Raw genomic sequence first — 12,424 nt, forward strand, 5'->3', positions numbered from 1 at the left:
GATCGCCTGAAAACCGCCGGAAATCGACGGAATCGATCACTGCAGACGGAAAGCCCGGCGTGACGGCGGGACCGGCATGCGCTATCTAGGAAACTGATTTCTCCACCTTCTTCTGCGTGATGCCGCCGACCCATGACCGACACCCCCGACGCCAAGAAACCCGTGATCCTGTGCATCCTCGATGGCTGGGGCCTGCGTGACGATCCGGCCAACAACGCCCTGGCCCAGGCACGGCTGCCCAATTACCGCCGCCTGCTGGAAACCCGCCCCTTCGCCCGCATCGGCACGTCGGGCCGCGATGTCGGCCTGCCCGACGGGCAGATGGGCAATTCCGAGGTCGGCCACATGAATATCGGTGCCGGCCGCATCGCCGTGCCCGATCTCGGCCGCATCGACAACGCGGTGGCCGATGGCAGCCTGAAGGACAATGCCGCCATCACCGGCCTGGTTGCGAAGCTGAAAGCCAGCGGCGGCGCGCTGCACCTGCTGGGCCTGCTGTCGCCGGGCGGCGTGCATTCGCACCAGGATCACATGGCTGCCGTGGCGAAGATTTTCGCCGGGGCCGGCATCGCCGTGCGGGTGCATGCCTTCACCGACGGCCGCGACACCCCGCCGCAGAGCGCGCTGGAGTATGTCGCCGATTTCCGCAAGGCCATCGCCGGCACGGAAGGCATTGCCGTTGCCACCGTGTCGGGCCGCTTCTTCGCCATGGACCGCGACAAGCGCTGGGACCGCGTCGCCGCCGCCTATGCCGCACTGACCGATGCGCAGGGCGAAGCGGCCGCCACCGCCGAGGCCGCCATCGAGCAGTCCTACGCCGCCGGCAAGACCGACGAATTCGTGCAGCCCACCGCGATTGACGGCTTTTCCGGCATGCGCGACGGCGACGGCCTGCTGATGGCGAATTTCCGCGCCGACCGTGCCCGCGAGATTCTCACCGCCCTGCTGGACCCGCATTTCGACGGCTTCGCGCGGCCGCGGCTGGTGACATTCGCCGGCGCCGTCGGCCTGACCGAGTATTCGGCCGCACTGAATCCGTTTCTTGCCACGGCCTATGCGCCGGTGCGCTATCCCGACACGCTGGGCGAAACCCTGGCCAAGGCCGGCCGGACGCAGCTGCGCATCGCCGAGACCGAGAAATACGCCCATGTCACCTTCTTCATGAATGGCGGCGAGGAACTGCCCTTCCCGGGCGAGGAGCGCATCCTGGTGCCGTCGCCGAAGGTGGCCACCTACGACCTGCAGCCGGAAATGTCGGCGCCGGAAGTGACCGACAGGCTGACGGCGGCGATCACATCAGGCCAATTCGACCTGATCATCGTCAACTTCGCCAATCCCGACATGGTCGGTCATACCGGCTCGATGCCGGCGGCGATCCGGGCGGCCGAAACCATCGATGCCGCGCTCGGCCGGCTGGAGCAGGCGGTGCAGCAGACCGATGGCGTGATGCTGGTGACCGCCGATCACGGCAACCTCGAAGAGATGCTCGATCTGCAGAGCGGCCAGGCCCATACCCAGCACACGACGAATCCGGTGCCGGCCCTGCTGGTCGGCCGCCGCACCGACGGCTATGCGCTCGGCGACGGCCGGCTCTGCGACATCGCGCCGACCCTGCTGCATTTCCTCGGCCTGCCGCAGCCGGCGGCGATGACCGGCCGCAACCTCGCGCAGCCCGGCGCCGCGGCGGCAGCCGGCGCCCGCCGTCTTGCATAGGGCCGCCGGCCTTTTCCTGCTGCTGGCGGTCGCCGCCGGGACTGGGGAATCGCGTGCCCAGACCGCCGCCCCGCAGCAGCAACAGCTGCAGGACGTGCAGAAGAAGCTGCAGGAAAGCCGCGAGCGCGAACGCGACCTCGCCTCCGAAGCCGCCAAGCTGGCACAGAAACAGCGCGACCTGCAGCGCCAGTTGGTTACCGCCGCCCGCAAGCTGCAGACCCAGGAAGACCTCGTCATCCGCACCGAAGACCGCCTGACCCGGCTGCTGGCCGAGGAGAAAGTCGCGCAGGCAGCGCTGGAAACCCGGCGCGCCGAACTCGGCCAGACCCTGGCCAGCCTTGCCCGGCTGAGCCGGCAGCCGCCGGAAGCCATGGTGCTGGCGCCGGGTTCGGCACTCGACATGGTGCGCGCGAGCCAGCTGATGGCGGCCCTGGTCCCGGAAATCGAAAGCCGGGCCGCCCGGCTGAAAGACGAACTGACCCGCCTGACCCGCCTGCGCGAGGGCGTCGCTGCCGAGCAGGAAAAGCTCGGCAGCGCCATCGCCCGGCTGGACCAGGAACGGCGCGAGCTGGAATTCCTGCAGGCGCAGACCAATGCCGCCATGGCCGAAACCGCCGAGCAGCGCAGCGCCGAGCGCGAGCGCAGCAGCCAGCTGGCCGCCCAGGCCAAGGACCTGCGTGCCCTGATCGAGCGGCTGGTGGAGCAGGAGCGCCGCGAGCAGGAACGCCGGGCCGCCGAAGCCCGCAGCCAGGCCGGACCGGCAAAACCTGCCGGTCGCGAGCCGCCGGACAGTTATGCCGCTTTGGAAGGCAGTGCCGCTTTACCGGCCAGCGGCCGGGTCGTCGGGCGGTTCGGCCAGACCGACGAGAATGGCCTGCCCCTGCGGGGTATCCGCATCGAAACCCGCTCCGGCGGCCAGGTGGTGGCACCGGCTGACGGGAAAGTGATGTTTGCCGGCCCTTTCCGCGGCTACGGGCAACTCTTGATCATCGCACATGGCGGGGGATACCATAGCTTGCTCGCGGGCTTCGGCCGGATCGACCGTGCGGTCGGTCAGTGGGTTCTGGCCGGCGAGCCGGTCGGCCTGATGAGCGCCGCCGCGAATGGGACTTCCGGAGCAGGCGACAGGCCTGTGCTGTATCTCGAACTGAGGCGCAAGGGCGAACCGGTCAACCCGCTGCCCTGGCTGGCCTCGGGCGAAAGAAAGGTGAGCGGCTGATGCGCAATTTCCTCCTCGGTGGCGTCTGCGCCTTCGCGCTGATGGGATCGGTCGCGCTGTTCGCCGCGCCGAGCAAGATGGGTGTCCTGCAGACCAATGAGACCTATCGCCAGCTGAACCTGTTCGGCGAGATCTTCGAACGGGTCCGCAACGATTACTACAAGGAGACCAAGGACGAGGACCTGATGGAGGCGGCCATCAACGGCATGCTCGCCTCGCTGGACCCCTACTCGGTCTACATGCCGCCGCGCAGCTTCCAGGAAGCGCGCGTGCAGACCCGCGGCGAATTCGGCGGGCTGGGCATCGAGGTCACCCAGGAAAACGGCCTGGTCAAGGTGGTGTCGCCGATCGACGACACGCCGGCGCAGCGTGCCGGCCTGCTGCCCGGCGACCTGATCACCCATCTCGACGGCGATCCCGTCATGGGCAAACCGCTGCAGGAAGCCATTGAGAAGATGCGCGGCACGCCGAATACCAGCATCGTGCTGACGGTGCGCCGCGGCATGGATGCCGCGGCCAAGATCTTCGACGTCAAGGTCACCCGCGCGGTCATCAAGACCCGCGTGGTGCGCTCGCGCCGCGAAGGCGAATTCGCCTATCTGCGCATCTCGTCGTTCAACGAACACACCACCCAGGACATGACGGCGGCGATCGACCGCCTGAAATCCGAGATGGGGCCGGCGCTGAAGGGTTACATCATCGACCTGCGCGACAATCCGGGCGGCCTGCTCGACCAGGCGATTTCCGTTTCGGATGCCTTCCTGAACCAGGGCGAGATCGTCTCGACCCGCTCGCTGCGGCCGAATGCCGACGAGGGCCAGCGCTACAATGCCAAGCGCGGCGACATCGCCGATGGCAAGCCGATCGCCGTTCTGGTCAATGGCGGCACGGCATCCGCTTCCGAAATCGTCTCCGGTGCCCTGCAGGATCACCACCGCGCGGTGATCGTCGGCAACACCAGCTTCGGCAAGGGCCTGGTGCAGACCATGATCCCGCTGGGCGAGTTCGGTGGCATGAAGATCACCACCGCCGGCTATTTCACGCCGTCGGGCCGCAGCATCGACAAGGTCGGCATCGCCCCCGATATCGAGGCCTGGAACGAGCGCGACCACATGATCGCAGCGGCGCTGAAGGCCAGGCGCGACCTGACCGGCAAGCACGAAACCAGCGACGAAGCCGACAAGGCGCCGGACCGCAACGAAAAGACGCCGCAGGCCAAGGCCCCCGTGCCCGGCGAGGACGGTCCCGATGTGGTGCTGCAGGCCGCCATGGAGGTGCTGCGTGCACCGCCGAAGCCGGCCGCCAAGAAGTAACCGGCACAGGAAGGCCGCCGCCGCATGGCAGATACGCCGCTGCATGCCGATCCGGAGGATCGGGCCATGGCGGAACCCGCAGGCAAGCCCGGGCTGCTGAAGCGGCTGTTCGGCCGTGGCAAGGCGAAGCGGCAGGCGGCCATGGCGGCGGAAGCCGGCGACGATGCCGGTGATGACGCCGGCGATCTGCTGCAGGACGCATCCGACCCGACGCGGATCGACGAGGACGCCGATCTGGTGCGCAGCATCAATGGCGGCGAGGACGAGATTGCCGCCACACCGGCAGCGCCGCCGCGCCGCGAGGGTTTCAAGCACAAGCTGACCCGCTATCTCGGCTATGTCTTCTGGCCGCCTTTCCTGCGCGGTGACCTGCGCACGGTCAACCGCCGGCTGCTGCTGGCGGCATGGACCGGCGTGCTGCTGATGCTGGCCGGTGCCGGCGGCTGGCTGGTCACCACCGGCCAGTCGCTGACCGCCCTGCCGGGCTCGGAAGTGGTGATCGGCGTCACCCGCCTGACCCTGCCGCCGGAAGCACGGCTGGCGCCGGAACAGAAGCAGAGCCGCGCCGCCGCGCCGGCCGAGGTCGGCCGGCTGCCCAGTGGCCTGCTGATCGCACCCGACCCGGCGCTGGCCGAACGTGTGCCACGCGGCCTGGTGCCGAAGATCGGCGCCGATGGCCGCCAGCCCTGGAGCGCCTATGCCAGGCCCTATGACGCGCCGGCCGACCGGCCGCGCATCGCCATCGTGCTGCACAATCTGGGCCTCAACCCGCAGCTCAGCCTGCTGGCGGCCGAGCGGCTGGCGCCCGAGATCAGCTTCGCCTTCAATCCCTATGCGCAGGGGCTCGACAAGCAGATCGAGCGCACCCGCAGCGTCGGCCACGAGGTGCTGCTGAACCTGCCGATGGAGCCGTTCGACTATCCTTCCAGCGATCCGGGTCCCTATACGCTGCTGACCTCGCTGAACGAGGACGAGAATGTCCGCCGGCTCGACTGGGCGCTGGCCCGCGCGCCCGGCTATATCGGCTTTACCAACCTGATGGGCGGCAAATACACCTCCTCGCCCGAGCACATGAAACTGATCGCCGGCACCCTGAAGGCGCGCGGCCTGATGTTCGTCGATGCCCGCACGGCACCGAAAAGCGTTGCCGCCCGCATCGTGCGCGAGGCCGGCGGCGTCTATGCCTTCAGCAACCGGCAGATCGACCAGCTGCCCACCGCCGAACTGATCGATGCGCGGCTGGAAGAACTGGAGCGCACCGCCCGGGTCAGCGGCGTTGCCGTCGGCTCGGCCCAGCCCTATCCTGTCACCCTCGACCGTCTGCTGGCCTGGACCGGCACGCTGCCGGGCAAGGGCATCGCGCTGGTTCCGGTCTCCGCCGTGGCCAACCGCCAGAACCCGGAATAACCGCCGCGCCGCAACAGTCGCGCACCGCCACATCCGCACCGCCTCCGGACCGGTTTCCGGCTGCGCGGTGGCTTTTCAGCACAGGTCAGACCATGAGTGCCCCCCACGACAGCGATACCCGCCCCTACCGCGACGGCGTCGGCATCGCACTGCTGAATGCCGACGATCTCGTTTTCGTCGGCCAGCGCATCGACCAGACGGCGGAAGCCTGGCAGATGCCGCAGGGCGGCATCGATCCCGGCGAAGATCCGCTGGCCGCGGCCCTGCGCGAAATGGAAGAGGAAATCGGCGTGCGGCCGGATCTGGCCGAGGTGATCGCCGAAAGCCGGGGCTGGCTGCATTACGACCTGCCGCCGGATCTGGCCGCCAGGGTGTGGCAGGGCCGCTATCGCGGTCAGCGGCAGAAATGGTATCTCGCCCGCTTCCGCGGCCGCGATGCCGATATCAACATCGCCACCGCGCATCCGGAGTTCAATGAATGGCGCTGGGCGCCGTTCCGCTCGCTGCCCGACATCATCGTGCCGTTCAAGCGGCCGATCTACGAGTTGATCGTCGCCGAATTCGCCGACCGGGTCCGCACCTGATCCGGCCGGGGCCGCAGCGGAATACCGCCGCCCCCAGCTAGTAGACCGCGACCGGCACGCCGCAGCCGAGCACCATGTCGACCCGCCGGCCATCTGCCGACAACGGCAGCAGCACCGCCTGGAAGCGGTGGCGACGGTCATCGACCAGGTAATCGTAGGACAGGGTGCGCATCTCGCCCGCGGTGACCACCTCGCGGTACAGCGCCAGCAATTCGTCGCGGAAACCGGTATTGGCGATGTCGTCGAGCCACTGCCCGGTCAGGTCACGACCATGATAGAAGGTGAATTCGCTGCCGAACAGGCGGTAGCGGAAACGGCTGCTGCCGTCGTCCTGTGCCACCACATCGACCAGCAGGATGTTGCCCAGCACCGGTTTCAGGTCGAGCGGATCGAAATCGGCGCGCGCCGCATAGCGGCGACCGGCGCGTTTGCCCTGCCAGTAGCGCAGCAAATCCTGCAGGCGGGGATCGAGATCCTTCTCCGCCACCGGCATCATGTGCCGGCTCTTGGGCAATGGCCGCGTTATCATGTGCATAAGCTAGACCGCCGGAGATGCTGTGCAAGCCGGCGCCGCCGATGTTACCGGAAAGATATGCACGCCGGCAGTATGCGGAGAATCACGATCAGGCGGCGATGGCAGCGAGTCGACGCTGCCGGCGCTGCAGCAGATACCAGGTCAGCCCGGCGAAGCGACGACTGAACCAGCCCTGCGGATCCATGCCGCAGGCTTTCAGGGCCATGCCCAGCCCGCGCTGGATATGGCCGAAACGGTAGACGCGGCTGGCATGCAGTTCATAGGCGGCGCTCTGGGCGCTGCGGCTGTAGCCGTCGCGGCAGCCGTTGCCGCACCAGTAGGCCATGGCGAGTTCATCGTCGCTGGCCTCCCGCATGCGGGTCAGCGCGATCAGCAGACGGCGCAGCCGTCCCATCGGCCTAGTCTTCTGGTAGCGCTGCAGGTGATCGTAGAACAGCTTGAAATGCCGGAACTCGTCGGCCGCGATGCGGGCGGCAACCGCCCTGAGCACCGGCTCGGCGGCGGCGTCGCGGATTGCGCTGTAGAAACTGGAGGTGCCGCATTCGACCACGCAGCGGGCAACCAGCTCGCCATTGCGGCTGCCGCGCACCGACTGGGTCGCCTCCAGCGGCAGGCGGTAACCTTCCGTGAAGCGCTGCAGCGCCAGCGCCGGATCGAAATCCGGATCGGCCAGCTGGGCCCAGCGCGCCAGGGCCTGGCCATGCTGCACCTCCTCGGCGCCCCATTGCCGCGCCGCGGCGACGAAATCCGGATCGTCGGCGAACACGTTGCACAGATAGGTGACGTAGTCGTCGGCATTATGCTCGACCAGGGCGGCCGCCTTGATCGCGCGCAGCAGATCCGGATCGACCTTGGTCGGGTCGAACTGCGCCCAGGGAATGTCGTCCAGTGTCCAGTGCCGGGTCATGACGTCCAGTATTTATACCCTGGTCATCAAATTGCAACTCTTCGCAGACGTTGCTAAGTCCCGGTTATAGCGACATTCTTGAGGCATCCTGACGACAGGAGCGTGACCATGGCCGAGACCCTGCTGTACCATAACCCGCGTTGCTCGAAATCCCGGCAGGCCCTGGCCCTGCTGCAGGAGAAGGGTGTCGAGCCGGCCATTGTCGAATACCTGAAGACCCCGCCCTCGGCAGCGGGATTGAAAAGCCTGCTCGACCGGCTCGGCCTGAAAGCGGCAGATGTGCTGCGCCGCAAGGAGGGAGCCGAGGCCGGCCTGACCCCGGACATGCCCGAGGCTGCCCTGATCGCCGGCATCGCCGCCCATCCAGCGGCGCTGGAACGGCCGATTTTCGTGCACGGGGGGCGTGCCGTGGTCGGCCGGCCGCCGGAACGGGTGCTGGACCTGCTCTAGCCTTCGCAGGCCATCGGCCCTAGTTTGTCGGCATACCGACGAACCTGCCCGTCCGCCCCACCAGCCCGGGAAAACCCGATGACCGACCGTTCCGCCGCCACCGCCCCGGCGGCCGCACAGCCCCCGATTTCCGCCTATGCGCTGACCCTGCTGGCGCTGCTGACCCTGTTCTGGGGCGTCAACTGGCCGATCATGAAGATCGCGCTGCAGGAAATTCCGGTCTTCACTTTCCGAGCCGGCTGTCTGGGCGGCGGCGCGCTCGGCCTGTTTGCCATTGCCCTCTGGAAACGCATGCCGCTGGGCATCCCGCGCGGTTATGGCTGGAAGCTGGCGGCGATCAGCCTGTTCACCATCACCGGCTGGAACGTGTTCGTGCTGTATGGCCTCGGCATGCTGCCGGCCGGCCGCACCACCATCCTCGCCTTCACCATGCCGCTGTGGCTGCTGCCGATGAGCGCACTGGTGCTGCATGAACGGCTGACCGGATGGAAGCTGGCGGGCCTTGGCATCGGGCTGCTGGGCCTCGCCGTGCTGCTCGGCGGCGAATGGGAGGCGATGGCCGGCGAGCCGCTCGGCGTGCTGCTGGTGCTGGGCGCGGCAATCTGCTGGGCCATCGGCACCCTGCTGACCAAGCTGTATGCCATCCCGATGAATGCCGTGCCCTTCGTCGGCTGGCAGATGGTGCTGGGCGGAATCCCGATCTTCGTGCTGGCACCGCTGCTGGAGACCGACCGCTGGTTCGTCTATTCTGCCGGGCCATGGCTGGCGATGCTGTACAATGCCAGCATCTGCTTCGTGTTCTGCTACTGGGCCTGGAACACGCTGGTGCGCATCCTGCCGGCCGGCATCAGCGGGCTGAGCACGCTGATGATCCCGGTGGTCGGCGTCTTCTCGTCGATGGTGATGCTGGGCGAGCAGCCGCGCTGGCCCGAATTCGCCGCGCTGGCGCTGGTCGCCCTGGCACTCGGCCTGATCCTCAAGCCGGCCCGGCAGCCGGCACCCCAGGCCTGACGCCACTGGCCCGGCTGCCTAGCGCGCCTGATCACAGCTTCCAGTCGGCCTGGAAGGCATCGATCTGCCGGCCGATCGCCTTCACCAGCCGCGCCGACAGCCAGCGCCCCAGCAGCCACAGCACCGGCCGCAGCATCCAGCCGATCGCACGATGCAGCCAGGCGGCCCCGGCATGCCGGTCGGCATGCGATACCGCTTCCGCCAGCAGCCGCGGCAGCATCAGGTCGAGCCGGCGGCGGATCAGCGGCACGCAGTCCTTTGCCAGCGGGATTCCCGCCGGCCAGGGATAGGGCAGGACTTCCCCGGCGGCCGTGCCGCAGAGCGGGATGACCGGAAATTCGTGCCGCTCCGGGCGGTCGTCATGATCGCGGGCGAAGAACGCGGCGGCCGCCTCCGGCTGCCGCGCCGGCCAGCCGCCGAACACGGCATTCTCCGGATCGAGGGTGAAATGGTCGCGCAGGAATTTCTGCATGTTGCGGCGACCGAGCTGATAATCGTGCAGGCGGTAGCGCTGGGCAAGAAAGCCGGCGAAACCGCCGAGACCGCCCGCACACAGCGCCCGCGCGCCGATGAAGCGTTCGCCACCGGCGGCAACGCGCACCGGCGCCAGCATGAACCGGCTGCGCACCGGTTCGGCGGCCGCGGTTTCCAGTTCGGCCGGATCGAAGCGCGTCTGCTGCCACCACAGTCCGAACAGGCTGCCCGCCACCGCCAGCATGCCCGGCATCGGCCCCGGCGGACGGTAGGGCGGCGGCGCATCGGGAAACGGGTCGATCAGCAGCAGGGCGCGATGCGCCTGCCGGGCATCGCGCGGATTGCGGCTGCCGGCGCCGGCCAGGATCTGCCGCCCCAGCTCCACCGGCGCATTGTCGACGATGCCGCCATCGATCGCCCAGTAGGCATATTCCGCCGGCATCGGATCCCAGGCCGGCGGAATATGCCGCAGGTCGGTATGGCGGCCGGAAGCGGGGTCGGCCGGCACCGTCCAGGGTCGTTGCAGATAAACATCCGCCGGCTGCGCGACCGGCCGGGCGCGGAAGCCGACCGGCACCGCGGCACTGGCCGCCACCGCCGCCGTCAGCGGCAGCCAGTCATCGCGCATCGCCGGGGCCGGCGGCGGCAGGCTGGCGGCAGGCGCCGGATCACTGCGCGCCGCTCCGGCGCCCAGCCCGGAAACACGGAAGGCGACGTAATCGCCATGGGTGGTGACGGTCTGGCCGTCGGTGCCGGCAAGGCCGCCCATGGCGATGCGGTAAGGCAGGCCCGGCAGGTTGGTGACGCAGAGTGTCAGCCGGTAATCGGCAGCGATGAAGGGGTATTGCGGCGGCGCGGGCGCCGCTTCGGTCAGACGGCCGATCAGGCCGTCGCCGATGGCATCCACCATGTCGGCATTCAGCAGCGAGGGCACCGTGGCCTCGCGTTCGAGATCGCTGGTACCGAACAGCGAGATACGGTCCGCCTCGATCACCCAGGAGCGGAAGAATTCGTTGACCTGCCAGCTGGCGGCATCTTCCGCTGCGGCGACGCCCGACAGAGTGCCGTCCGGATCACGCCGCACCAGATCGCGCACCGGGTGGATGCCGTGCCACGGCGCGATGGCGGTCAGCGCGTTGCCGATGGCTCCGGCCGAGGCGCCGGCGGCACCACGCAGGATCACATCATGATCGGGGACCGCCGGGCCGTTTCCCGCGGCCGCATCGGCCTTGGCGCGGGTCCACTGATCGAGGGCCTCGTAGAGGAAATCCAGTGCGCCCGCCGTATAGGCACCGCCCGACACCGCACCGGCATTCACCAGCACGATCTCGAAAGCCGGCCGGTATGCCGGCGTCGCTGTCTGTGTCATGGCCGCCCCCGTTTCACCGCATTATGGCGGCGAGACCCGGTGGTGCAACAGAGGGGTATTGCGCTAGCGGTTTTCCGCCGCGAGGTTGCCACCCAGCCCCTGCATCAGGGCAATGAAGCCGGGAAAGCTGGTATCCATCACCCGGGCATCGTCGATGGCAGCGCCATCCCGCGCAGCCATGCCCAGCACCAGGAAGGACATGGCGATGCGGTGATCGAGCTCGGTGGCGATGGCCGCGCCCCCCTGCGGCGGGCGGCCGCGGCCACGGATCACGAGGCCGTCCTCGAACTCGTCGAGATCGACGCCGCAGGCCTTCAGGCCGCGCGCCATCAGCATCAGGCGGTCGCTTTCCTTGACCCGCAGTTCCTTCGCCCCGCGCACCACGGTATCGCCCGCGGCACAGGCGGCGGCGGCAAACAGGATCGGATATTCGTCGATCATGCTGGGCGCCCGCTCCGGCGGCACGGTCACGCCCTTCAGCGCCGAATGCCGCGCCACGATATCGGCAACCGGCTCGCCGCCGGCCTCACGCCGGTTGGTGTAGGTGATATCGGCGCCCATTTCCTGCAGGGTCATGAACAGCCCGGTGCGCAGCGGATTGAGGCCGACATTGGCAATGGTGATTTCCGACCCCGGCACCAGCAAAGCGGCCACCAGCGGAAACGCCGCCGAAGACGGATCGCCCGGCACATCGATGGCGGCGGCGCGAAATTCCGGCTGGCCGGTCAGCCGGATGATGCGGCCACCGGTTTTCGTCGTCTCGACGGCGACGCTGGCGCCGAAATGCCGCAGCAGGTTTTCGGTATGGTCGCGGGTCGGCTCCGGCTCGATCACCGTGGTGATGCCCGGCGTGTTCAGCCCGGCCAGCAGCACCGCGGATTTCACCTGCGCAGAGGCCACGGGCAGTTCGTATTCGATCGGCAGCGGATGCGCCGTGCCGGTCACCGCCAGCGGCAGCCGCCCACCGCGGCGGCCGGTGAAGACGGCGCCGATGCGCGACAGCGGCTCCGTCACCCTGCCCATCGGGCGGCGGCGCAGCGAGGCATCGCCGGTGAAGACGGCGGTGAAATCGTGGCTGGCAACCAGCCCCATCACCAGGCGTGCGCCGGTGCCGGCATTGCCCATGTCGAGCACATCGGCCGGCTCCGACAGGCCGCCGATGCCGACACCCCAGACCCGCCATTCGCCCCCTCCCGCTGTACTCGGGCCCAGCCGTTCGACCTCGGCGCCCATGGCACGCATGGCGGCAGCGGTGCGCAGCACGTCCTCGCCCTCCAGCAGACCGGTCACCCGGGTTTCGCCGACACTGAGCGCGCCGAAGATCAGGGCGCGATGCGAGATCGACTTGTCGCCGGGAACGGCGGCATGGCCGGACAGGGCCTGGCCGGGACGGGCACGATACGGACGGGAGTGCGGGTCGGGGGCGGCGGTCATGGCGGGGC

The 12,424-nt window shown here is 68.6% G+C and carries 11 protein-coding genes; 7 read left to right on the forward strand and 4 right to left on the reverse strand.

Annotated features, from left to right (window positions below):
- The first annotated feature begins 132 nt into the window (after window positions 1-132).
- The 5 genes from gpmI (at window position 133) to ACEQZY_RS10910 (ending at window position 6,236) form a co-directional block, all read left to right on the forward strand.
- Window positions 133-1,713 carry a 2,3-bisphosphoglycerate-independent phosphoglycerate mutase gene (gene gpmI / locus ACEQZY_RS10890; RefSeq protein WP_370154246.1) on the forward strand — a complete coding sequence of 527 codons (1,581 nt, stop codon included), beginning with the start codon at window positions 133-135 and terminating at the stop codon, window positions 1,711-1,713.
- Window positions 1,706-2,932 (forward strand): murein hydrolase activator EnvC, encoded by a 1,227-nt coding sequence (locus ACEQZY_RS10895; protein WP_370154248.1) that lies wholly within the window; start codon window positions 1,706-1,708, stop codon window positions 2,930-2,932. Before gpmI ends, ACEQZY_RS10895 begins: the two co-directional genes overlap by 8 nt.
- Window positions 2,932-4,245 (forward strand): S41 family peptidase, encoded by a 1,314-nt coding sequence (locus ACEQZY_RS10900; RefSeq protein ID WP_341705589.1) that lies wholly within the window; start codon window positions 2,932-2,934, stop codon window positions 4,243-4,245. The genes ACEQZY_RS10895 and ACEQZY_RS10900 overlap by 1 nt, the downstream gene beginning before the upstream one ends.
- A gap of 24 nt (window positions 4,246-4,269) precedes the next feature.
- Window positions 4,270-5,652, forward strand: a complete 1,383-nt coding sequence (locus tag ACEQZY_RS10905) for a divergent polysaccharide deacetylase family protein (protein WP_370154251.1) — start codon at window positions 4,270-4,272, stop codon at window positions 5,650-5,652.
- 92 nt (window positions 5,653-5,744) lie between these two features.
- On the forward strand, window positions 5,745-6,236 hold the full coding sequence (locus ACEQZY_RS10910; RefSeq protein ID WP_341705362.1) for an RNA pyrophosphohydrolase: 492 nt from the start codon (window positions 5,745-5,747) through the stop codon (window positions 6,234-6,236).
- Between the two features lie 37 nt (window positions 6,237-6,273).
- On the opposite strand, the gene ACEQZY_RS10915 is transcribed toward ACEQZY_RS10910, so the two are convergent.
- Together ACEQZY_RS10915 and ACEQZY_RS10920 are read right to left on the reverse strand one after the other, a co-directional pair.
- Window positions 6,274-6,732, reverse strand: coding sequence for a PAS domain-containing protein (locus ACEQZY_RS10915; RefSeq protein WP_370154254.1), 459 nt, complete (start codon window positions 6,730-6,732; stop codon window positions 6,274-6,276).
- Window positions 6,733-6,859: 127 nt separating this feature from the next.
- Window positions 6,860-7,678: a ferritin-like domain-containing protein gene (locus ACEQZY_RS10920; protein ID WP_341705360.1), complete on the reverse strand. Its 819-nt coding sequence runs from the start codon at window positions 7,676-7,678 to the stop codon at window positions 6,860-6,862.
- 108 nt (window positions 7,679-7,786) lie between these two features.
- Between ACEQZY_RS10920 and arsC the strand changes: the two genes are divergently transcribed.
- Together arsC and ACEQZY_RS10930 are read left to right on the forward strand one after the other, a co-directional pair.
- Window positions 7,787-8,128, forward strand: a complete 342-nt coding sequence (gene arsC / locus ACEQZY_RS10925) for an arsenate reductase (glutaredoxin) (RefSeq protein ID WP_341705359.1) — start codon at window positions 7,787-7,789, stop codon at window positions 8,126-8,128.
- 78 nt (window positions 8,129-8,206) lie between these two features.
- Window positions 8,207-9,139, forward strand: coding sequence for a DMT family transporter (locus tag ACEQZY_RS10930; protein ID WP_341705358.1), 933 nt, complete (start codon window positions 8,207-8,209; stop codon window positions 9,137-9,139).
- A 31-nt stretch (window positions 9,140-9,170) separates the two neighbouring features.
- Here the strand turns inward: ACEQZY_RS10930 and ACEQZY_RS10935 are convergent, their stop codons facing one another.
- Both ACEQZY_RS10935 and aroA read right to left on the reverse strand, forming a co-directional pair.
- The gene (locus tag ACEQZY_RS10935; RefSeq protein WP_370154258.1) at window positions 9,171-10,982 is read right to left on the reverse strand and encodes a hypothetical protein; all 1,812 of its coding nucleotides are present in this window, start codon (window positions 10,980-10,982) and stop codon (window positions 9,171-9,173) included.
- A gap of 63 nt (window positions 10,983-11,045) precedes the next feature.
- Window positions 11,046-12,416, reverse strand: coding sequence for a 3-phosphoshikimate 1-carboxyvinyltransferase (aroA, locus tag ACEQZY_RS10940; RefSeq protein WP_370154261.1), 1,371 nt, complete (start codon window positions 12,414-12,416; stop codon window positions 11,046-11,048).
- Between the last annotated feature and the right edge of the window lie 8 nt (window positions 12,417-12,424).

This window comes from Ferrovibrio sp., assembly GCF_964218355.1.
Classification (GTDB): domain Bacteria; phylum Pseudomonadota; class Alphaproteobacteria; order Ferrovibrionales; family Ferrovibrionaceae; genus Ferrovibrio.

What these genes read in the sequence shown, in the direction of transcription:
- ACEQZY_RS10935 (WP_370154258.1), bottom strand. Translation starts at nt 10,982, where the DNA reads ATGACACAGACAGCGACGCCGGCATACCGGCCGGCTTTCGAGATCGTG.
- ACEQZY_RS10910 (WP_341705362.1), top strand. Translation starts at nt 5,745, where the DNA reads ATGAGTGCCCCCCACGACAGCGATACCCGCCCCTACCGCGACGGCGTC.
- arsC (WP_341705359.1), top strand. Translation starts at nt 7,787, where the DNA reads ATGGCCGAGACCCTGCTGTACCATAACCCGCGTTGCTCGAAATCCCGG.
- aroA (WP_370154261.1), bottom strand. Translation starts at nt 12,416, where the DNA reads ATGACCGCCGCCCCCGACCCGCACTCCCGTCCGTATCGTGCCCGTCCC.
- ACEQZY_RS10900 (WP_341705589.1), top strand. Translation starts at nt 2,932, where the DNA reads ATGCGCAATTTCCTCCTCGGTGGCGTCTGCGCCTTCGCGCTGATGGGA.
- ACEQZY_RS10920 (WP_341705360.1), bottom strand. Translation starts at nt 7,678, where the DNA reads ATGACCCGGCACTGGACACTGGACGACATTCCCTGGGCGCAGTTCGAC.
- gpmI (WP_370154246.1), top strand. Translation starts at nt 133, where the DNA reads ATGACCGACACCCCCGACGCCAAGAAACCCGTGATCCTGTGCATCCTC.
- ACEQZY_RS10930 (WP_341705358.1), top strand. Translation starts at nt 8,207, where the DNA reads ATGACCGACCGTTCCGCCGCCACCGCCCCGGCGGCCGCACAGCCCCCG.
- ACEQZY_RS10905 (WP_370154251.1), top strand. Translation starts at nt 4,270, where the DNA reads ATGGCAGATACGCCGCTGCATGCCGATCCGGAGGATCGGGCCATGGCG.
- ACEQZY_RS10915 (WP_370154254.1), bottom strand. Translation starts at nt 6,732, where the DNA reads ATGATGCCGGTGGCGGAGAAGGATCTCGATCCCCGCCTGCAGGATTTG.